This is a genomic window from Streptomyces canus 299MFChir4.1 (assembly GCF_000383615.1).
Lineage (GTDB): Bacteria > Actinomycetota > Actinomycetes > Streptomycetales > Streptomycetaceae > Streptomyces > Streptomyces canus_C.
In genome coordinates this window covers 50,276-69,867 of record NZ_KB911614.1, presented here as the reverse complement: position 1 = coordinate 69,867, position 19,592 = coordinate 50,276, and the positions used below count along the sequence as shown (strand labels likewise).

18 protein-coding genes and 1 tRNA gene are annotated in these 19,592 nt (G+C 72.6%); 8 read left to right on the top strand and 11 right to left on the bottom strand.

The genetic code is table 11. The annotated features are described in order from the left end of the window. Positions 1 to 36: 36 nt before the first annotated feature. On the bottom strand, positions 37 to 288 hold the full coding sequence (locus tag H293_RS0139430) for a hypothetical protein (RefSeq protein WP_020123296.1): 252 nt from the start codon (positions 286 to 288) through the stop codon (positions 37 to 39). Here H293_RS0139430 and H293_RS0139425 point away from each other — a divergent pair. Then, complete coding sequence (locus H293_RS0139425; protein WP_033416209.1) at positions 287 to 1,399, top strand: LLM class flavin-dependent oxidoreductase; 1,113 nt, start codon at positions 287 to 289, stop codon at positions 1,397 to 1,399. The two genes, H293_RS0139430 and H293_RS0139425, sit on opposite strands and share 2 nt — an antisense overlap. On the opposite strand, the gene H293_RS0139420 is transcribed toward H293_RS0139425, so the two are convergent. Then, positions 1,396 to 3,210 (bottom strand): putative bifunctional diguanylate cyclase/phosphodiesterase, encoded by a 1,815-nt coding sequence (locus H293_RS0139420; protein WP_033416206.1) that lies wholly within the window; start codon positions 3,208 to 3,210, stop codon positions 1,396 to 1,398. The two genes, H293_RS0139425 and H293_RS0139420, sit on opposite strands and share 4 nt — an antisense overlap. Positions 3,211 to 3,494: 284 nt before the next feature. Here H293_RS0139420 and H293_RS0139415 point away from each other — a divergent pair, with 284 nt between their 5' ends. Beyond that, positions 3,495 to 4,778, top strand: a complete 1,284-nt coding sequence (locus H293_RS0139415) for a M6 family metalloprotease domain-containing protein (protein ID WP_028808589.1) — start codon at positions 3,495 to 3,497, stop codon at positions 4,776 to 4,778. A gap of 303 nt (positions 4,779 to 5,081) precedes the next feature. Here the strand turns inward: H293_RS0139415 and H293_RS0139410 are convergent. The 7 genes from H293_RS0139410 to H293_RS0139380 all read right to left on the bottom strand — a co-directional run bounded on the left by H293_RS0139410 (position 5,082) and on the right by H293_RS0139380 (position 11,289). After that, positions 5,082 to 5,155 (bottom strand) — tRNA-Lys (locus tag H293_RS0139410). After that, positions 5,146 to 5,733, bottom strand: coding sequence for a bifunctional DNA primase/polymerase (locus H293_RS54350; protein ID WP_028808588.1), 588 nt, complete (start codon positions 5,731 to 5,733; stop codon positions 5,146 to 5,148). Before H293_RS54350 ends, H293_RS0139410 begins: the two co-directional genes overlap by 10 nt. Positions 5,734 to 5,844: 111 nt before the next feature. Further along, entirely contained in the window at positions 5,845 to 6,213 is a 369-nt protein-coding gene (locus H293_RS0139400; RefSeq protein ID WP_020123292.1) for a hypothetical protein, read from the bottom strand. A 118-nt stretch (positions 6,214 to 6,331) separates the two neighbouring features. Next, a complete protein-coding gene (locus H293_RS0139395) occupies positions 6,332 to 7,684 on the bottom strand; it encodes an AAA domain-containing protein (RefSeq protein ID WP_020123291.1) in 1,353 nt (450 codons plus the stop codon). After that, positions 7,681 to 9,273, bottom strand: coding sequence for a hypothetical protein (locus H293_RS0139390; RefSeq protein WP_020123290.1), 1,593 nt, complete (start codon positions 9,271 to 9,273; stop codon positions 7,681 to 7,683). Before H293_RS0139390 ends, H293_RS0139395 begins: the two co-directional genes overlap by 4 nt. Next, the gene (locus tag H293_RS0139385) at positions 9,264 to 10,385 is read right to left on the bottom strand and encodes a hypothetical protein (RefSeq protein WP_020123289.1); all 1,122 of its coding nucleotides are present in this window, start codon (positions 10,383 to 10,385) and stop codon (positions 9,264 to 9,266) included. The genes H293_RS0139390 and H293_RS0139385 overlap by 10 nt, the downstream gene beginning before the upstream one ends. Next, a complete protein-coding gene (locus H293_RS0139380) occupies positions 10,336 to 11,289 on the bottom strand; it encodes a phosphatase PAP2 family protein (protein ID WP_020123288.1) in 954 nt (317 codons plus the stop codon). Before H293_RS0139380 ends, H293_RS0139385 begins: the two co-directional genes overlap by 50 nt. 208 nt (positions 11,290 to 11,497) lie before the next feature. Between H293_RS0139380 and H293_RS0139375 the strand changes: the two genes are divergently transcribed. Further along, complete coding sequence (locus H293_RS0139375; protein ID WP_020123287.1) at positions 11,498 to 12,094, top strand: histidine phosphatase family protein; 597 nt, start codon at positions 11,498 to 11,500, stop codon at positions 12,092 to 12,094. Between the two features lie 145 nt (positions 12,095 to 12,239). Here the strand turns inward: H293_RS0139375 and H293_RS0139370 are convergent, their stop codons facing one another. Continuing rightward, positions 12,240 to 13,646 (bottom strand): tetratricopeptide repeat protein, encoded by a 1,407-nt coding sequence (locus H293_RS0139370; protein ID WP_028808587.1) that lies wholly within the window; start codon positions 13,644 to 13,646, stop codon positions 12,240 to 12,242. Between the two features lie 265 nt (positions 13,647 to 13,911). Here H293_RS0139370 and H293_RS0139365 point away from each other — a divergent pair, with 265 nt between their 5' ends. Together H293_RS0139365 and H293_RS0139360 are read left to right on the top strand one after the other, a co-directional pair. Beyond that, complete coding sequence (locus H293_RS0139365; protein WP_199790247.1) at positions 13,912 to 14,292, top strand: hypothetical protein; 381 nt, start codon at positions 13,912 to 13,914, stop codon at positions 14,290 to 14,292. A gap of 66 nt (positions 14,293 to 14,358) precedes the next feature. Continuing rightward, positions 14,359 to 15,228: a spermidine synthase gene (locus H293_RS0139360; RefSeq protein WP_020123284.1), complete on the top strand. Its 870-nt coding sequence runs from the start codon at positions 14,359 to 14,361 to the stop codon at positions 15,226 to 15,228. Between the two features lie 9 nt (positions 15,229 to 15,237). Here the strand turns inward: H293_RS0139360 and H293_RS0139355 are convergent, their stop codons facing one another. Then, complete coding sequence (locus H293_RS0139355) at positions 15,238 to 15,747, bottom strand: hypothetical protein (protein WP_020123283.1); 510 nt, start codon at positions 15,745 to 15,747, stop codon at positions 15,238 to 15,240. Between the two features lie 98 nt (positions 15,748 to 15,845). On the opposite strand from H293_RS0139355, the gene H293_RS0139350 reads away from it, so the two are divergent. The 3 genes from H293_RS0139350 (at position 15,846) to H293_RS0139340 (ending at position 19,413) form a co-directional block, all read left to right on the top strand. After that, the gene (locus tag H293_RS0139350; RefSeq protein ID WP_020123282.1) at positions 15,846 to 16,550 is read left to right on the top strand and encodes a response regulator transcription factor; all 705 of its coding nucleotides are present in this window, start codon (positions 15,846 to 15,848) and stop codon (positions 16,548 to 16,550) included. Beyond that, entirely contained in the window at positions 16,547 to 17,956 is a 1,410-nt protein-coding gene (locus H293_RS0139345) for a sensor histidine kinase (RefSeq protein WP_020123281.1), read from the top strand. Before H293_RS0139350 ends, H293_RS0139345 begins: the two co-directional genes overlap by 4 nt. 74 nt (positions 17,957 to 18,030) lie before the next feature. Then, positions 18,031 to 19,413 carry a glycoside hydrolase family 18 protein gene (locus H293_RS0139340; protein ID WP_028808585.1) on the top strand — a complete coding sequence of 461 codons (1,383 nt, stop codon included), beginning with the start codon at positions 18,031 to 18,033 and terminating at the stop codon, positions 19,411 to 19,413. The last annotated feature ends 179 nt before the right edge of the window (positions 19,414 to 19,592 follow it).

Genomic DNA, 19,592 nt, shown 5'->3' with positions numbered 1-19,592 from the left:
GGGGCCTCGGTGGTGAGCACCCCGAGGCGTCCCTCCTCAGAGCCGGGTCCGCCCCCGGCGCCGGATGCCGATGACCCGCAGGGTCAGACCGATCGTGAGCAGGGCGAGGGCCACCACGCTGTACGCCCACGAGCCGGTGCCGCGTACGGCGTCGACGGTGGCCAGGATCGCCCACAGGGCGGCGGCGACACTCAGCGCGGTCCACGCGATGTCGGCGATACGGATGGGCGCCCGGGAATAACCGGGGACACTCTCCTGTTCTTGCGTGGACGACAGCGCACGGCTCATGAGCAGGAGGCACCCCACCGTGGCGGAAGACGAGATCCGAGGTACTGCACAGGGCACCGCCCCCGTACCTCTCTCGGTACTCGACCTGGTCACCGTCGGCGCCGGACGTACGGCCACCGACGCCCTGCGCACCAGCGTCGCCATCGCCAGGCTCACGGAGTCACGCGGCTTCCACCGCTACTGGGTCGCCGAGCACCACTCCATGCCGGGCGTGGCGTCCTCCTCGCCCGCGGTGATCCTCGCCCACCTCGCCGCCCACACCAGCCGCATCCGGCTCGGCTCGGGCGGCGTCATGCTCCCGAATCACGCCCCGCTGGTGATCGCGGAGCAGTTCGGCACGCTGGAGGCGCTGGCCCCCGGCCGGGTCGACCTGGGCCTCGGCCGGGCCCCGGGCACGGACGGCGCCACCGCGGCCGCCCTGCGCCGCAGCGACCGGCTGCGTGAGGGCGCCGACGACTTCCCCGAGCAGCTCATGGAGCTCACCCGCTTCCTGGACGACGACTTCCCGGACGGCCACCCCTACCGCCGGATCCACGCCGTGCCCGGCCCCGTCCAGGCGACCTCGCCCGGAGGGGTCCAGTCCCCGCACCGCCCGCCCGTCTGGCTGCTCGGCTCCTCCGGCTTCAGCGCCCGGCTGGCCGGCTCCCTCGGCCTGCCCTTCGCCTTCGCGCACCACTTCTCGGCGCAGAACACCATCCCGGCCCTGGACCTGTACCGCGAGTCCTTCCGGCCCTCCGCGCTCCTGGCCGAGCCATACGCCCTCATCGGCGTCTCCGCCCTCGCCACCGACGACGAGAGGGAGGCCCGCCGCCAGGTCCGCGCCGCCGCGCTCAGCATGATCCGGCTGCGCACCGGCCGCCCGGGCCTGGTCCCCACGCCCGAGGAGGCGGAGGCCTACGAATTCAGCCCGATGGAGGAGGAGTTCGCCACCTCCTGGAACGCCAACGTCATCCACGGCACCGCCGACGAGGTCCGCGCCGGCCTCGACGACCTCCACAAGCGCACCGGCGCCGACGAGCTGATGCTCACGGGCAACGCCCACAGCGGTGACGTACGCCTGCGTTCGTACGAACTCGTGGCGGACGCCTACGGCCTCCCCGAGGCCTCCTAGGCCTGCGCGCCCATCAGCCCGGAGATACGATCCGGCGACACCGGCCGCGAGTACAGCCACCCCTGGCCGGTGTCGCAGCCGATGCGGCGCAGCCGGCTGGCCTGGGCCGAGGTCTCGACGCACTCCGCCGTGACGGTGAGGCCGAGGCGGTGGGCGAGCTGGATCATCGCCTCGACGACGACCTCGTCGGCCGGGTTCGGGGGGACGCCCTCCCCCTCGTACTGGAAGCCCCGTACGAAGGAGCCGTCCAGCTTCAGGACGGAGACCGGCAGGCGGCTGAGGTAGGCGAGGTTCGAGTAGCCGGTGCCGAAGTCGTCGATCGCGATGCCGACACCCATGTCGCTCAGCGCCTGGAGGGCCTGGAGCGGACGGCCCGCGGAGCCCATCACGGCGGACTCGGTGAGTTCGAGCTGGAGCAGATGCGGGGCGAGGCCCGTCTCCGCGAGGGTCTTCGCCACGTCCGCGACCAGGTCGGAGTCCCAGACCTGACGGACCGCCACGTTGACGCTGACGAAGATCGGCGGCTCGTCGGGGTGGTCCAGCTGCCACTGCCGGGCCTGCCGGCAGGCGGTGGCCAGGATCCAGCGGCCGAGCGGGACGATCGAGCCGTCCTCCTCGGCCAGTTGGATGAACCGATTCGGCGTCAGCATGCCGAACTGCGGGTGGTCCCAGCGGATGAGCGCCTCGACCCCGCGCAGCCGGCCGTCCTCCATCCCGACCAGCGGCTGGTACTCCAGCCTGAACTCGCCGCGCTCGATGGCCGGGCGCAGCGTGGAGGCGAGGGCCTGACGGGTCATGCGGTGGGCGTTGCGCTCGGGGTCGAACAGCGTCCAGCGGTCCCGCCCGTCGGCCTTGGCCCAGTACAGCGTGGTGTCGGCGGCCTGCATCAGCCCCGTCGCCGAGGTGCCCGCCGCCCGGCGTTCGACGACCCCGATCGACGCCGACACCGACATCCGGTGGCCGGAGAGGTCGAAGGGCGCCTGGATCGCCTTCAGCAGGGACTCGGCGAGGTCGGCGAGCTGTTCCGTGCCGGTGGAGTCCTCGACGAGCAGGGCGAACTCGTCGCCGCCCAGCCGCGCCACCAGGGGAGCGGTCGCCCGGTCGTGGCCGGCCTCGTCCGCGCAGCGCGTCAGGCGCTCGGCGACGGCGGCCAGCAGTCGGTCGCCCACCCGGTGCCCGAGGGTGTCGTTGACGGCCTGGAACCCGTCGAGGTCCAGATAGCACAGCCCGATCCGGCCCGTGCCGCCCTGTTCGTACGACTCCGGCTCCAGCGCGGCCGTCAGCCGCTCGAAGAACAGTGTGCGGTTGGGCAGCCGGGTCACCGGGTCGTGCATCTGCAAGTGCCGCAGCCGCGCCTGCAGTTCGCGGCGGGCGGTGATGTCGGCGACGGAGAGCAGGACGCCGGGGGAGCCGTGTGCGTCCCCGGCCAGCGGCGTGACCGTGATCTGCGCCCACATGGAGTGCCCGTCGGGATGCTTGAGCCGGCGCTTGCAGCGCAGCTTCGCCTGCCGGCCGCGCAGCACCTCGCGATAGGCGTGCCAGGTACGCGTGTCCGAGGCCAGGTCCACCAGGTCGGCGGCCAGGGTCCCGGACAACTCCTCCGGTACGGCGCCGAGCAGCTCCCCGAAGGCGGGGTTGGCGTCGACGACCGTGCCCTCGCGGTCCACCACGGCCATGGCCAGCGGTGCCGCCGCGAACGCCGCGCGATGCGACGGCGGCTCGGTACGAAAAGGTGTCGCGATGTCACTCTCTGTTACGGCTGACCCGTCGAGGTCTGCCGCGGGCGCCGGCCCTTCGGACGTTCCGTTCACCGCTAGCTCCCGCAGTGCACTCGATCGCTGTCCGCGCAGGAAAGTGTGCCGATCATAGAGGCTGCCCCCAGGCCCTTCCAGCCATTGCCCAGTCTCGGGGACCGGCAACCCCTTCTGGCAGATCGTTTCTGCCCGCAGCTGGACGGGTTCTTCAGGCAGGAGACCGGTTGTGACGTTCCGTGAGTGATTCGGGGGTGTCGGCCGGTTCGGCAGGTCACGCCAACTCACTCGTCCGGTGCAGATAAACAGGGCGTATTACCGCAAATCATCACAGGCTGGGTGCGGTGTCCCGTGAACCGCTCCCGGAGGTCCCGTTGCCGCGCTCGTTTCCGCGCACTTTCTCGCGTCCGCCCCTGCGCAGCACCGCCGCCGTGTTCACCACCATGGCGGCGCTCGCCGCCACCTCCCTCGTCACCGGGCCGTCGGTCGCCGGACCCTTCTCCTCGGCGCCCTGCGCCCTGGAACGCACCGAGGCCCATCACTCGGAGGGCCTGGACACCTGGAACACTGCGTATCCGCGTCCGGCCCGCGCCCTCGACGCGGTGATGGTCTTCCTGTCCTTCCCGGACGCCCCGCCGATCACCACCCCGGCCCAGCTGACCGCAGATCACTTCCCGGCCACCACCCGCTTCTTCGACCGCGCCTCCTACGGCCGGTTCACCCTGCGCCCGCACCCGCTGCGGCACTGGCTCCGGATGCCGCGCCCGTCTACCGCGTACGCCATACAGCGCGACTGGAGTGCCGCGGACCGGGGCGCCTACCTCCGGGACGCGCTGGCGGCGGCGGACGGGGAGGTCGACTTCTCGCGCTACGACGTCGTCTACTTCGTCGCCGACCCGGACGCGCCCGGCGTCGACTCGGACGCCACGAAGGTCGTCAACCTGGACGTGCCGCTGCACGCCGACCGCACGGACATCCGCCGGGTCGTCACGGTCTTCGAGAAGCACCCGCCGGACCGTCTGGTGCTGGCCCACGAGACCGGGCACGTCTTCGACCTGCCGGATCTGTATCACCGGCCGATGGACGGCAAGGGCGACTGGGACACCTACGTCGGCGACTGGGACCTGATGGGCAGCCAGTTCGGACTGGCCCCTGATCTGTTCGCCTGGCACAAGTGGAAGCTGGGCTGGCTGGAGCGGCGGCAGGTGGCGTGCGTACGGGGGCCGAAGCCGACGCGGCTGACGCTGGAGCCGGTCGAGGCCGGTCCCGACCGTGCCGGGATCTTCGGACTCGGGCGCGGCACGAAGCTCGCGGTCGTACCCACCGGGACCGACAGCGCGCTCGCCTTCGAGGCGCGCGAGGCGGTGGGCAGTGACGAGGCGGTCTGCCGGCAGGGCGTGCTGGTCTACCGCGTCCACAGCGGCGCCGCGTCCGGCGGCGGCCCCATCCAGGTGATCGACGCCCACCCCCGCACCGAGGCCTGCTGGGAGAACTCCGTCTACCCCCCACTCGCGGACGCCCCCGTCGACGTGGGCGAGACCTTCAGTGTGCCGGGGGAGGACGTACGCGTGAAGGTGACGGGACGGACGACCGCGGGGGCGTTTGACGTGGAGATCGCGGTCGGGTGACTTCCTGGCCGGCGGCTCGGTGGGAGAGGGGGTGTGGGTGGCGGAGCCCCCACGACGCGCGGCGCAGCCGCGCAGGAACGACGATGGCGAGACCGGTTCGCGCTTTCCGCGAACAAGCCTCGCCATCGACAACGTGCGCCGCCAGGGACTCGAACCCCGGACCCGCTGATGCTGTGTCTTCCCGGGGGGCAACCCCCGGACCCCCGGCCGCCTCCGCCGGGCCCCGGCTTGTGTCCGGAGTGTCGAGCGACTCGGGCTCAACGCCGAAGGCCCCCCGCTTCCACGGAGGGCCTTCAGTGTCTGTGCGCCGCCAGGGACTCGAACCCCGGACCCGCTGATTAAGAGTCAGCTGCTCTAACCAACTGAGCTAGCGGCGCCTGCTGACGTCGTAGACCTTAGCATCCTGATCGGCCGGGGGAAAAATCGATATCCGCACGGCGGTGCGGGCCGCGCGGACGGCTGCCCAGAGCAGGATTTCGGGGCCCGGCAGCCAGGGGTGACGGGTGTCGGGGGCAACCAGCCAGCGTGAGGTCAGTGCGGATTTCGCGGCGCTGAGCGGGGCCGGAACGGTCACCGCGTCGCCGGTGCCGTGGCACAGCAGCGCCGGGATCGCCCCCGTACGGCCGAACTCCTCCCACCGCAGCAGGGACGGCAGCCGCTGTGCCGTGCCCGGCGCCGCGAAGAGGAGCATCCGGCCCCGGAACGTGGCCACCGGCCCCGAGCCCGGACCCTCGTCCCACAGCCGGTCGACCATCCGGCGCCCGAAGATCGCGGGAGCGCTGACCACGTCGAAGGCGGTACCGCACGGCAGGACGACCGGGGCGGCGGGGTGGTCCTCCCACAGCGACAGGGTGCTGCGCGGATACGTTCCTGCCGAGGCGAGCCAGGCGGCCCCGTCCGCGGTGGCGCCGCAGACGTCGAAGCGGTCGGTGAACGGTTCGTCGCGAGTGCTCATGCCGTCTACATCTACGGGGCGTGAGAGGGCCGTTCCACAGGGTTGCGGGAAATCGGGACAGGAGGGGGCGGGGAGGGGTATCTTGCCCGCCTGGCATATGCCACGCGAGATTCACACAGGGTCCGCGTGTCCCGCTCCGCCCTCCGCGCCGCGCAGCAGGTCCCGGCCGAACTCGACCATCTTCTTCGCGTAGTCCTCGGTCCACTCGGCGCGCTCGGCGATGTCCGCCGTCGTGAGCCGGTCGAAGCGCCGGGGATCGGCCAGCTGGGCCGCCGCCATCGCCTGGAACTCCACGGCACGGTCCGCCGCAGCGCGGAAAGCCTGCGCCAGCTCGGTGGACCGGGTCAGCAGCGCGCGCGGGTCGTCGATCGACTCCAGGTCGAAGAAGTGCTCCGGGTCGTCGGCCACCTGCGTGGGCTCGAACAGCAGGGGCGCGGGGCGCAGCCGCGGTTCGTTCCGACGCGGCGTGGGCTCCGCCATGTCTTCATCCTCCTCGTACGTCGTCCGTACCGACGGCCCGCCTGTGGAAGGGCCACCGTCCATTGTCCCGCGCCCGTGCAAGGGGGCGGGTCGCCTCCGGCACATACCGAGGCCTACGTCACGGCCGCCACGCCACCCGGTGTTCCGCCAGCCGTGCGAGTACCGCGTGGTTGGCCTCCCAGCCGTCCGGGAACTTCACCAGCGTTCCCAGCTGGACCGGTTCCGTGGACGGGTAGTCGTCCAACAGGTCGCTCACGCCCGCCCGGCACACCACGATGCAGGCGTGGCGGTGCCGGGAGGCCAGCACGCACAGGCGGCCCGTCTCCAGGTGGAAGGCGGTGGCGTCGGGGCGGCCGGAGAGCGGGTGGAGGACGACCGTGACGTCGTACTCGCGGCCCTGGAGACGGTTCGCCGTGTCGACGGTGACGTCCGCGACGCCGAGGTCGGCCAGCGCCGCGCGGACCGCCGCCGCCTGGTCCCGGTGCGCCGTGCCCACCGCGATGCGGTCGGCCGTCAGCGGCGAGGGGTCCGGTGAGCGCTCCGACGTGGCCGCCCCGCCCCGGTCGAGAAGACGCCGTACGACGCTCGCGACGGCCCGTACCGCCTCCGGGTCCGTGCGCGGGGTGTGGCGGGCCGGCAGCTCCAGCAGTCCCCAGCCGGACTCCGCCGCCGCGTCGATGACCCGGTCGGGCCCGGAGCCGTCCGAGGGGACCGCGAAGGCGAGCCGGCGGTCGTCGTGGCCGGTCCCGCTGCGGAAGGGCGTGTACGGGTAGAAGGCGTCCGAGACCAGGGGCGCGGCCGAGGCGGGGAGCCGCCAGGACACCGGCAGCCGGTGCTGGGGCAGCTCGGGGTTGTGGGCCAGCAGGGTCGTCACCGCCGAGGCCGAGGGGTCGTACGACAGCCCCGCCCACTGCTCGCTGCCCACGATCGCGAACGGGTCCAGCTGCCCGGGGTCGCCCACGAACAGCGCCCGCTCGAACAGTCCGGCCACCGCCAGCAGCGCGTCCGAGCGCATCTGGTACGCCTCGTCGACGATCGCGTGCGCCCAGGGCTCGTCGGCCTTCACATGCCCCCACTTGGCGGCCGTGGAGATCACCACGGGCAGCCCGGTCAGATCACCCGCCTTCGCCGACTTGCGGACCTGGGGCAGGTCGTCCAGCGCCTTGTCGTACGGGTCGGCGTCACTGCTGTGCAGCCGCCCCACCGGCAGCTCGGGGTTCTTCTCGGCGAGCCGGAGGACCAGGTCGTCCACCTGGGCGTTCGTCTGTGCGACCACCATCAGCGGGCGTCCCGCGTCGGCCAGTTCGAGTGCCGCGCGGACGACGAGGGTGGACTTGCCGGCGCCGGGCGGGGAGTCGACGACGACTCCGCGGTGGGTGCCGTGCAGGGTGTCGCGGAGGATCGCGTCGGTGGCCCGTCCGGCCTCGGCACCGGAGTCGAAGGCCCGGGGGCCCCTGGCCTGGGTGGTCACAGGACGTCCTCCGGGGTCAGGGGGTCGGCGCTCTCCTGCACGGCCTCACCGGGCGGCCCGCCGTGCGTCCACGGGGTGTCCTCCGGGTCGGGCAGCTTCGCGCCGCCGCGCTGCTCGTGCTCGAAGAGCGTGAAGCACACCCGGTCGCCCTTCTCGGGGACCGACCCGGTCTCCGGCTCCTTGCCGCGGCCCATCTTGTCGAGGATCTTGAGGACGACCAGCGCGCCCTCCTCCTCGGACGCCACGAACTCGGCCGACTGCGGCTTGCCGCCCAGCGAGCGGTACACCTTGGCCCGCTCGCCCAGATGCGGCCGGTCGTCGGTCCGTACGGTCACCAGCGGGCGCGGGCTGGGCCGCTTGCCCTCGCTGTACGTCATGACGACGTCCGTGACCTCCCCGGCGAACGCCTCACCGGCCAACCGCCGCCCCGCCATCACCAGCGGGTCGTCGAGTGCCTCCTGCGCCTCAAGGCGGGCCTGTTCGCGCTCACGCGCGGCGAGTTTGTTGGCGGCGGTGACCGCGTCGTCGCGGCGCGACTGCGGGGGCTCGCCCGCCACGACCCGGTCGCGGTGGCCCGTGAACGACCAGCGGTCGCGCGTCCACCGCTCCTCGACATGCGCCCCCTCGGGCAGCACCCGCAGCAGGTCCACGCCCCGCCACACCGCGTCCCAGGTGGGGCGGGTGCGACTCGCGACGAGGGCGCGGATCTCCTGCTCGGCCGCGGTGAGTGCGCCGAGCCGGTCGTCGGCCTCCAGACCGTCCTCGGCGGCGGCGAGGGCGGTACGCGCGCGGTCGTAGCGCTCGAAGGCGGGGGCGAGCAGCTTGTTGTCGAACGCCGGGTCGGTGGCGGGACCGGCGGGCGGGTGCAGCAGCTGGCCGCGGTCGTCCCGGGCCAGCTCGGCCTCCAGGGCGGCCTCGGCGCCCGACCGGGCCTGCGGCGGGTCGATCCAGGCGAGCAGCGCGCCCAAGTGCTGGTCCTCCAGCGTGGACTGGCCGGTGGACCAGTGCCGGCCCAGCACGTCCGTCATCGCAAGGAGCAGCGCGGAGCCCGGCACGCGGGCCCGCTCCCCGAAGTGGGTCAGCCACCGGCCCAGCAACGGCACCCGGGGCGGGGCCGGGTACGGGGTCTCCGGGTCCTGCTCCGCCGTACGCCGAAAGCGCATGGAGCGCCCGAGCAGCCGTACGAAATCGACGCCCGCGCGGCTCGGCAGGATCAGCTGCGGGGCGTCCGCGCACAGCTCGACCTCGACCTTGATCCGCTTGCCGGTCTCCGGATCGGTCTCGTTGCGCTCGGCGGCCTCCACCGACTCGGCGTACCCGTCGAGGTAGGGCAGCACGATGTCCGCCAGTTCGGCGAGGAACGCGAACCTGAGGTCGCGGTCCCGGGGCTGCGGTACGACCAGGAGGTGCGGGGCGTCCCGGTCGGTGCCCACGAGCGCGCCGAGCGGGGCACCGGCCTCGCCCGCGGTGGTGAGCGGGACCAGGACGAGGGGCCGGTCGGAGAGGTGCCGGTGGAGGACGGTTGCGGCGGGCTGGGCGCGGCCGGTGCTGACGGCTTCCAGCCGGGCCAGCGTGGCGATCAGCGACATGCGGTCACCCCCAGCGCCTCCGCGCGCAGCTCCGCCGCTCTGCGCAGTGCCGCCACCGCCGGGTCGTCCGGGTCTCCGGCCTCGCCGCGGGCCGCCGCCAGGACCTCCTCGACCGTCGTCAGACCGCCCAGCTCCGCACGCACCGAGCGGCCCAGGGAGGTCACCGCGCCGTCCGCGCGGGAGCGGTCCCGGCAGTGGAAGGCCAGTTCGCACGCGGACAGGCACTCGGGGGCGTAGGTCGCCGGGACCGACTCGACCGCGGCCGTCAGTTCGCCGGAGGGCAGGTCGGGGGCGAAGCAGGTGCCCTCGGGGAGGGCGTCGGCGATGTCCTCGACGCGGGTGAGGCGGGTCAGCTGGCGGGCGGTGACCGCGCGCTGCTTGCGGATGTCGACGGCCGAGGCGGTGGGCAGGTTGGAGAAGTCCTTGGGGCAGACCAGCAGGACCCGGTGGCGGACCCGCGGAGCCGGCTCCACGCGGGCGGCGACCTCCTCCAGCGCGAGGACGTACACCGCGGCCTGGCGGGCGGCCGCGCCCACCTTCGACGGGTCCGCCGAACCGTCCAGCATCGGGAAGGACTTGATCTCCACGACCGTCCAGCTGCCGTCCGGGTGCACGACCACCGCGTCGGGCTCCAGAAAGGCGGGGGAGCCGGCGACGTCGAGCGCGAGCATGGGGTGGTCGAGCAGCGTCCACCCCTGTGTCCCGGAGGCTTCGCGCAGGGCGAGGGCCGTCCGCGCGGTACGGCCCTCGGGGCCGATCGCGGCGAGGTCGGGGACATGGGCCTCGGTGGGCGGCTCGGCCCTCCGGTCCAGTCGCTCGTGCACCAGCCGCAGCAGCTCCGCGCCGCCGTCCGCCTTGACCTTGGCCTCGAAGGCGTTGCCCCGGGTCAGGGCGAACTGCGACTGCCCGAAGGCGGACGGCGACCCCAGGGCGCTCGCCAGCGCCGTCTTGTTCACCCCGGCGCCGTCGAGGATCGCGCGCCGCTTGCAGCCGGGGTTCGCCGCGAGCGCCGCCAGGGCGCGTGCGTCCAGTGCCTTGGCCGGTACCTCGGGTCCGCGCAGCTCAGCGAGCCGCTGCCGGAGCGCCGTCCCCCGCGTCCGTGGGAGCGGCACTCGGCTCGGCTCCGCCTGGGAAGCGTGACTCGCGCTGCCGTGGAATGTGCTCACCCGCGGAAGTCTTGCATCCGGCACTGACAATTGAGGGCTCTGTGTCCCGAGAGGCGACGGAAACGGTGACCATCCGGGAGCGGAGTCCCGCCGTGGCCCGCTCGGCCACGCGGCTGACGTACGGGGCGAGCAGGAACCCGAGCCCCATCACCACCGCGCCCGCGACCGCGTCGAGGAAGTAGTGGTTCGCGGTGCCCATGACCACGATGGTGGTGATCAGCGGGTAGGCGACCGCTGCGGCCCTCGTCGTACGCGTTCTGCCGTAGCGCCACAGCATCACACCGCACCACAGGGCCCAGCCGACGTGCAGGCTCGGCATGGCCGCGTACTGGTTCGTCATGCCGCCCATGCCCCGCGGGGCACTCGCCTCGCCGCCCCACCAGCCGTACGAGCTGTACTGCGCCATGGTGTCGACGAAGCCGTAGCTCGCCGAGAGGAGGCGGGGCGGGCAGGTCGGCAGCAGGGTGAAGCCGATCAGACCCATGAACGTGGACGTCATCAGCCAGGTGCGGGCCGCCCGGTAGTGCACGGCACGCGAGCGGAAGAGCCAGATCAGGACGGCCGGGGTGACCAGGTAGTGCAGCGAGGCGTACCAGAAGTCGGCCGGTACGCCGATCCAGGTCTGGCTGGTGAAGAGCCGGTTGAGCGGGTGCTCGGCGTTGAGGTACAGGACCTTCTCGACCTTGAGGATCGCCAGGCCGTGGTCCACGGCGCCGGTGACGTCGCCCCTGGCGAGGAGCCGGCCGGCGCTGTAGCAGGCGTACACCAACAGGATCAGGGGCAGCTCCGTCCACCAGCGCAGCCGCGTCTGAGGGGCTGCCTCGGTGCCTGGTGTCTCGGTCAGCGGCATCCGATCCTGTCCCCCTTCGTTTCGCGCGGCGTCCGGCGGTCCTTGTCCGGGGGTGCCACTTTACGGCGTATGCGCGGGCCCCTGTGGAGTGCCCCCACGCAGCGCCTTCGGTCCACGAAGACGCTGAGAACGCCCGTCGGGTTGCCCCCCACAGGGTGCGCGATGATGGAGGCGTTCCGCCTCCGCTTTCCCCCGGAAAGGTTTCTCCATGGCACCGCGCATCCTGCTGGCCCGGCACGGACAGACCGAGTGGTCGCTGTCCGGCAAGCACACCGGCAGGACCGACGTGCCGCTCCTGGAGGAGGGCCGACGGGGCGCCAAGCTGCTCGGCGAGCGGCTGCACCGGGCCCCGTACGACGGCCTTCCCGGGGTGGAGATACGCACGAGCCCGCTGGTACGCGCGCGGGAGACCTGCGAACTCGCCGGGTTCGGGGAGCGGGCTGCCACCTGGGACACGCTCATGGAGTGGGACTACGGCACGTACGAGGGCATGACCCCGGAAGAGATCCAGGCGATGCGGCCGGGCTGGCTGATCTGGCGGGACGGCGTTCCCGAGGGGGAGTCCCTGGCGGAGATCACTTCTCGCGCGGACGAGGTCGTCGCGTGGGCGCGCTCGGCGGACCGGGATGTGCTGGTCTTCGCCCACGGGCACATCCTGCGGTCCATCGGGGCACGGTGGCTGGGCCTGCCGGTTGGCTTCGCGGCCCGGATACGGCTTAATCCGACGTCCCTCTCGGTGCTCGGCTGGGCTTATGGGGAGCCCGCGATCGAGAGCTGGAACGACATGGGGCATCTGGGTTCGTAGCCGGGTGCCGGTCCGTCGTTTCTGGTCGCGCAGTTCCCCGCGCCCCTGAGTGGGTACAGCTGGGCAGGCCGTGACCGCACCGACCTAGGGGCGCGGGGAACCGCGCGACCAGCCCCCACCGGCCCGCAGCCCAAGAACTGACCCGTCACGCAGACCTCGGCGTCGAAGCGTGGCGTTCCAGGAACGCAGACACCCCCGAAGCCCGCCGGTGCGGCAGCAGCACCCTCGCCGTCGCCGCCAGCATCGTCTGGATACGGGACGACTGGACCTCGCCCAGCAGCTCCAGCACCCGCAGCCCCGCCGCCGCCCCCTCGTCCGGGTGGCCGCCGCGGGCCAGGTCGTCGGCGAGCTCGGCTGTGTACAGCGCGATGTTGCGGGTGAAGTGCGGGTCCTGGAGATCCGCCGCGCGGCGCGCGTGCCGGGCGGCCCGGCGCCAGTCGCCCAGCGTGGACCAGCACTGCGCCTCCAGACCCTCCAGCTCGGCCTCGCCGTAGAAGCTCATCCACTCGGGGTCGGCGTCCGAGTGGCCCCGCTCGAAGTAGGCCTGCGCGCGGACAAGCGCCTGCTCGCACCCGGTGCGGTCGGCGAGCCCCGCCCAGCCGCCCGCCTCGCGCAGCGCGAGCAGCGACATGAGCCGGGCCGAACCCAGGGGCCGGGCGACCCGCTGGGCTGCCTGCGCGGCCCGTACCGCCTCCCGCGGCCGTCCCGCGTCGCGCGCGAGGAAGGCGGTGTTGCAGAAGGCGTGCGCCTCCAGGGCGTCGTCACCGGTCACCCGGGCCGTCGCGAGGGCCTCCGCGTAGTGCGAGCGGGCGTCGTCGAACCGCCCGGAGTCGTGCGCGAGCCAGCCCACCGAGATGGCGAGTTCACCCGCACCCGAGTGCAGCCGGTCGGCGGTCGTCTGCCGGGTCGCGCCGGCGTCCAGGAGCGCGTAGGCGGCGCGCAGGGGAGCTGCCGCGCGCTGGTACAGGCCGTCGGCGCCGTGCCGGTCGTCGAGCAGCCGGATCCTGCGCACGGCCTCTTCCAGGGCGCCCGCCTCGCCCGTCCCGGCGCGGCGGACGGGCCGTCCGGCGGGCGCGGCGTCGAGCGCGAGCCCGATGGGGCCCAGTGAGGCGGCGGCGACCGTGACGCCCCCGCCGGTCATGAATGCGCGACGCAGCACGTCGCTCTCCTCGTAGTCGTCGTACGTCTCGTCGGGGTCCTGCGTGTCCTGCGTGTCATACGGCTCGTACGTCCCCTGTGTCTCACTCGTGGGGCGCCCCCGGCGTCCGCGTACGGAGGCGCGGGAGGCGAAGCCCAGGTCGGAGAGCGTGCGGCCGGGGAACATGTGCAGGAACACCCGTTCGTACGCGTAGTTGGGGCAACGGATCTCGCCCGCCTCGACGCGGCCCACATAGCGTGCGTCGCAGCTGACGCTCTCGCCGATCTCGCGCGCGGCCCGTCGCACCGCCGCGGCGAACTCGGCCGGCGAGCGCTGTCCGCGCAGGCGCCGGAACGCGAGGTTCGGCCTCGGTGGTGTGGGGGACTGGGACGAGGTCACCATTGACGACGCCATGGCCGGGTCCTCTCGTGCGAACCGTCGAACCATGCCGGGGGTGAGGCGAGTTGACTGGTTTGTCAGTGTGACGCCCTGTTTCCGGCGGGCAAGAACGTACCTGGTGTGTCCGGGTCCCCATGCGGGGTTTGGCTACAAACCGGATATCTCATCCTGGATCCGCCATGAACTGCCATCCTTTGCGGCGGACTTTCGCCGTAGCCGTTGACGTCGGCGCGCGTTGAACTTCCCGGAGTCGGACGAGGGTTCCTTGGTGGAGGCCGCGATGGAGATCAGCCGGAGCGTCAATCCCTGTACGCCGGTGTCGTGCGACGTGGTCACGGTGCCGGCGCGACACGGCCTGGAGGCCGTCGACATCCTGCGGCGGGGGGTGAGTGAGGGCGTCGGGCCCGTGCTGCACGACGACGGTGGCCAGACCTTGGGGTTCCTGGTGCCGCCGGGGACGGCGGCGGGCTGGGACGTGCCGGGGAGCACCTGCACGGAGACCGACGGCCGGGGGCTGCGGCTGACTCCGGAGCCGCCCGTGGAGGGGTCGGACTGGCTGCTGCCGCCGGGAGACGCGGATCTGGCGACGGACCCCGCGGTGCTGCGGGCGGCACTGGGCGAGGCGGCGAGGCTGATCGAGGCCGCGGACAATTGCCGTTGACCGGCAGCCGCCCGATCCCACCGGCCCGCGGACGCGGGAAGGCCTTGCGCCGCGGATAATGGCGTAGTGGGTAAGTCCAAGAGTTCTCGCCGTGGAAGCCCGGCCGCCGAAGCCGTCGTCGAACCCGTCGACGGCGGTCTCGCCCAGCTCATCCCCGACCGGGAGCGCACGCACGCGTGGACGCTGCTCATCGACGGCGCCCCCCAGTCCCACGTCGACCTCGACGACCCGCGCCACCTCTCCTTCGAGTACCAGCGCCGGCTCGGCCACGTCATCGACCTGGTCGCGCCCGCCAACAAGCCCGTGCACGCCGTACACCTCGGCGGAGGCGCGTTCACCCTCGCCCGGTACCTCGCCGCCACCCGCCCCCGCTCCACCCAGCAGGTCGTCGAGCGGGACGCGGCCCTGGTGCAACTGATCCGGCAGAAGCTCCCGTTGGAGCCGACCGCGCGAATACGCGTGCGGTCCGTCGACGCCCGCGAGGGTCTCGCCAAGGTCGCCGACGGATGGGCCGATCTCGTCATCGCCGACGTGTTCAGCGGAGCCAGGACCCCGGCACACCTCACCTCCACTGAGTTCCTCGACGAGGTCCGAAGGGCGCTCAGGCCGGGCGGTCTCTACGCCGCCAACCTCGCCGACGGACCGCCGCTCGCCCATCTCCGCGGCCAGATCGCCACCGCCGCCGCCCGCTTCCCCGAACTCGCCCTCGTCGCCGACCCGACGGTCCTGCGCGGCAAACGCTTCGGCAACGCCGTACTCGTCGCCTCCGACACCCCGCTGCCGATCGCGGAACTGACCCGCCGGGCCGCCTCCGACCCGCACCCCGGCCGTGTCGAACACGGCAAGGCGCTCCGGGACTTCACCGGAGGGGCCGTACCCGTGACAGACGCCGAGGCGGTGGCCTCCCCGGCGCCGCCCGCGTCCGTGTTCAGATGACCCGGTGAGTCAGTAGGTGCCGATCTCCACCCGCGGCGGGCCGTCGTGCCAGGTGCAGAACACCGACACCCGGTCCGCGCCCGAGGCGAACTCCACCCGGATCCACGACTCCGTCTTCCACACCTGCATCGACCAGCCGGTGCCGGGCGTCGCGGACACCAGGGTCGCCGACTTCTCACCGAGGTCGAAGACCGCGCGGCCGCCGTCGGTGTCATAGCTCCTGACCTGACCGGAGGCGGTGGGGGAGGGGCTCTTCGAGGAGGGGGCCGGGCCGGCGGTCGTGGAACTCGGGCTCGGCGCGGGGCTCTTCGGCGGGGTCGCCCGCTCGGTCCGTGTCGGCGTCGGGGACGCCAGCAGCTTCGACTCCTGCGTGGTCGCCTCGGCCGCCGTGATGGGCAGCGCGCGCGGCGGATCGTAGGCCGTGCCCGCCATCACCGTGTGGACACCCCACCAGGACAGCGTGACCGCCGCGCCCGTGGCGAGCAGCCAGGCCAGTACGTGTACGAGTCCTCTGCGCATCGCCCGCCATACTGCCTCACGCGTCCCACCGGCCGCACACGGACTGAGTTGTCCACAGGCCCCGACCGCGCTCGCCCGAATCGCGTACGGTGCGGCGCATGGCAAGTGTGCTCGTGGTCGAGGACGACCAGTTCGTTCGTTCGGCGCTCATCCGGCACCTGACCGACGCGGCACACACCGTGCGCAGCGTCGGGACGGCGCTGGAGGCGCTGCGCGAGGTCGCCCATTTCCGTTTCGACGTGGTGATCCTGGACCTCGGTCTGCCCGATCTCGACGGGTCCGAGGCCCTGAAGATGCTGCGCGGGATCACCGACGTCCCGGTCATCATCGCCACCGCGCGGGACGACGAGACGGAGATCGTCCGCCTGTTGAACGCCGGGGCGGACGACTACCTCACCAAGCCCTTCTCGGTCGAGCACCTCTCCGCCCGGATGGCCGCCGTCCTACGAAGGTCCCGGGCCGCCGGAGGCGACGCGCCGCCCGAGACCGTGCTGCGCGTCGGCGGCCTGAGCGTCGACCCGCTGCGCCGCCAGGCCGAACTGGACGGCGTCCGACTCGACCTCACCCGCCGCGAGTTCGACCTGCTCGCCTTCCTGGCCGCCCGGCCCGGGGTGGTCGTCCCGCGCAAGGAACTCCTCGCGGAGGTCTGGCAGCAGTCCTACGGCGACGACCAGACCATCGACGTCCATCTGTCGTGGCTGCGGCGCAAGTTGGGCGAGACGGCAGCACAGCCCCGCTATCTGCACACCCTGCGGGGCGTCGGAGTGAAGCTGGAACCACCGGGTGGGGGGCTGCCGCTGTGAGATGGGCTCTGGTCAAGGTCTGCCTGGCGGTCACCACCATGGTCGTGGTCGCCTTCGCCGTCCCGCTCGGCCTCGTCATCAAGGAGATGGCCCGGGACCGGGCGTTCTCCAACGCCGAGCGGCAGGCGGCCGCCGTCGCCCCCGCCCTGTCCATCACCACCGACCGCGACCAGCTGGAGCGGGTCGTCGCCTCCGCGGGCTCGGACTCCGGGATGGCCGTCCACATACCGGCCGACGGTGCGGGGCGAAGCGCTCAGAAGGCCGTGGACATCGGACGGCGGCGGGCCGCCGCCGACGACATCGCGACCGTGCGCCGGCTGGGCCGCGCCTCCACCACCGAGGTGTCCGGCGGCTCCACCCTCCTCCAGCCGGTCGCGCTCAGCTCCGGCAAGATCGCCGTCGTCGAGGTGTACGTCCCCGAGTCCGAGGTGAGCAACGGCGTCGCGACCGCGTGGGCGGTGCTCGCCGGCGTCGGCATCGCGCTCGTCGTCGGCTCGGTCGCGGTCGCCGACCGGCTGGGCGTCCGCATGGTGCAGCCCGCGCAGAAACTCGTCGAGGGCGCCCACGAGCTGGGCGAGGGGAAACTGGGGTCGAGGGTGCCGGAAGAAGGGCCGACCGAACTCAGGCTGGCAGCCGTCGCGTTCAACTCCATGGCCGACCAGGTCGTCCAACTGCTCGCGAACGAAAGGGAACTGGCCGCCGACCTGTCCCACCGGCTGCGCACCCCGCTGACCGTGCTGCGGCTCAACGCGGCCTCGCTCGGGGACGGTCCGGCCGCCGAGCAGACCCGGGCCGCGGTCGCGCAGCTGGAGCGCGAGGTCGACACCATCATCCGTACCGCCCGGGAGGCCAAACCGCAGACCGCGGCCGCCGGGCCCGGCGCCGGATGCGACGCGGCGGAGGTGGTCCGCGAGCGGATGGGGTTCTGGTCGGCGCTCGCCGAGGACGAGGGCCGCAAGTGGCGGGTGGCCGGCACCGAGCGGCCGGTGCGGATACCCGTGGCCCGGGCGGACCTCGCGGCCGCCCTCGACGCCCTGCTCGGCAACGTCTTCCGGCACACCCCGGAGGGCACGGCCTTCGCGGTCGACGTGCACAACGGCGAGGACGCGGTGATCGTGCTCGTCTCCGACGCGGGCCCCGGCATCCGCGACCCCGAGGCCGCCATGGCCCGCGGACGGGGGTCCGGCAGCACCGGGTCGACCGGGCTCGGGCTCGACATCGTCCGACGGCTCGCCGAGGCGACGGGCGGGGACGTACGGATCGGGTCGTCGGTGCTGGGCGGCACCGAGGTGCGGGTCTGGATCCAGCTGGACGGGCGGGAGCCGGTGCGCCGGGGACACCGGGTGCGCAGGCGCAGGACCGGCAGACTGGTCTCGACCTTTAACCGACCCCGATCCCTTCCTTAAGCGCGCCCTAAGATCCTCAACGCCCGCCCTGATCAGGTCATTTGCCCGATTCCGGCTCGCTAGCGTGCCACGCCATGAGCATCCATCGGCGCAGAGTGAGCGGCAGGAACAAGGCGATCGGCGGGGTGGTCGCCGCCGCCGTGGTGGGGACCGGCGCGGTCCTGTTGAGCGGGACCGCCCAGGCGGCCGGGATCGGCGCGGCGTACACGAGGACGAGTGCCTGGTCGACGGGGTACACCGCGCAGTACGTCGTCACCAACAACAGCGGTTCGGCGGACCGGCACTGGAAGCTGGAGTTCGATCTGCCGTCGGGCGCGAAACTCGGCTCCCTGTGGAATGCCGAGTCGGCGGTGAGCGGGCAACATGTCACCGTTACCTCGGCGAAGTGGGACACCGACGGGCTGGCGCCCGGCGAGTCAGTCACCGTCGGCTTCGTCGTCAACGGCGCCGCCGACCCCACCGGGTGTCTCGTGGACGGCGCGAGGTGCTCCGCCGACGACACCGCCGACCCCACACCGACCGCCGCCCCCACAGCCACCCCGACCTCCACCGCCTCCCCCTCGAAGAGCGCCGGCTTCGCCCCCTACGTCGACACCTCCCTCTACCCCGCCTTCGACCTCCTCGCCGCCGCCGACGCCACCGGCGTGAAGGACTACCACCTCGCCTTCGTCACCGACGGGGGCGGCTGCACCCCCAAGTGGGGCGGGGTCACCGACCTGGCGAGCGACGCCGTGGCCGCGCAGATCGGCGCGCTGCGGACGAAGGGCGGTGACGTCCGGGTCTCCTTCGGCGGCGCCTCCGGCTCCGAGCTGGCCACGACCTGCTCCTCGGCGGACGCGCTGGCGGCGGCGTACGGCAAGGTCGTGGACGCGTACGGCCTCACCAAGGTCGACTTCGACGTGGAGGGCGGGGCGCTGCCGAACACGACCGCGAACACCCGGCGCGCGCAGGCGATCGCGAAGCTCCAGGACCGGCACCCCGGCCTGGACGTCTCCTACACCCTGCCGGTGATGCCCGAGGGCCTCACCCAGGACGGGGTCGACCTGCTCGCGAACGCCAAGTCCAACGGCGTGGAGATCGGCACCGTCAACATCATGGCGATGGACTACGGGGCCTCGTACAGCGGGGACATGGGCACCTACGCCGAGCAGGCGGCCACCGCCACCCAGGCACAGGTCAAGGGCGTTCTCGGGCTGTCGGACAGCGCCGCCTGGAAGACGGTCGGGGTGACGCCGATGATCGGGGTCAACGACGTGGCCTCGGAGATCTTCAAGGTGGACGACGCCACCCAGCTCGTGGCCTTCGCCAAGGCGAAGGGACTGGGCCTGCTGTCGATGTGGTCCGCCACCCGGGACAAGCAGTGCTCCGGCGGTGCGAAGCCCTCGGCCGACGCGAGTTGCAGCTCGGTGGTCCAGGACCCGTTCGCCTTCTCGAAGGCCTTCGGCGCCTACAACTGAACCCCTCGGCGACGAGGCTCCCGGGTCACCGGTAGGCAGGGATGTCGGTCACGTTTCGACAAATCGAGTCGAAAGCTATTGACGCATGACCTGACATAACGCTGTCATTGCGCCACCGTGTTCGGTCAAGTTGGTTTCTGGTCGATTACGACTGGTCTCCGAATCCCTCCATGATCGAA

Excerpts from the sequence above, each read along its gene's own strand:
- H293_RS0139425 (WP_033416209.1), top strand. The coding sequence starts at position 287 with ATGAGCAGGAGGCACCCCACCGTGGCGGAAGACGAGATCCGAGGTACT.
- H293_RS0139430 (WP_020123296.1), bottom strand. The coding sequence starts at position 288 with ATGAGCCGTGCGCTGTCGTCCACGCAAGAACAGGAGAGTGTCCCCGGT.
- H293_RS54350 (WP_028808588.1), bottom strand. The coding sequence starts at position 5,733 with ATGAGCACTCGCGACGAACCGTTCACCGACCGCTTCGACGTCTGCGGC.
- H293_RS0139400 (WP_020123292.1), bottom strand. The coding sequence starts at position 6,213 with ATGGCGGAGCCCACGCCGCGTCGGAACGAACCGCGGCTGCGCCCCGCG.
- H293_RS0139390 (WP_020123290.1), bottom strand. The coding sequence starts at position 9,273 with ATGTCGCTGATCGCCACGCTGGCCCGGCTGGAAGCCGTCAGCACCGGC.
- H293_RS0139380 (WP_020123288.1), bottom strand. The coding sequence starts at position 11,289 with ATGCCGCTGACCGAGACACCAGGCACCGAGGCAGCCCCTCAGACGCGG.
- H293_RS0139375 (WP_020123287.1), top strand. The coding sequence starts at position 11,498 with ATGGCACCGCGCATCCTGCTGGCCCGGCACGGACAGACCGAGTGGTCG.
- H293_RS0139370 (WP_028808587.1), bottom strand. The coding sequence starts at position 13,646 with ATGGCGTCGTCAATGGTGACCTCGTCCCAGTCCCCCACACCACCGAGG.
- H293_RS0139365 (WP_199790247.1), top strand. The coding sequence starts at position 13,912 with ATGGAGATCAGCCGGAGCGTCAATCCCTGTACGCCGGTGTCGTGCGAC.
- H293_RS0139355 (WP_020123283.1), bottom strand. The coding sequence starts at position 15,747 with ATGCGCAGAGGACTCGTACACGTACTGGCCTGGCTGCTCGCCACGGGC.
- H293_RS0139350 (WP_020123282.1), top strand. The coding sequence starts at position 15,846 with ATGGCAAGTGTGCTCGTGGTCGAGGACGACCAGTTCGTTCGTTCGGCG.
- H293_RS0139340 (WP_028808585.1), top strand. The coding sequence starts at position 18,031 with ATGAGCATCCATCGGCGCAGAGTGAGCGGCAGGAACAAGGCGATCGGC.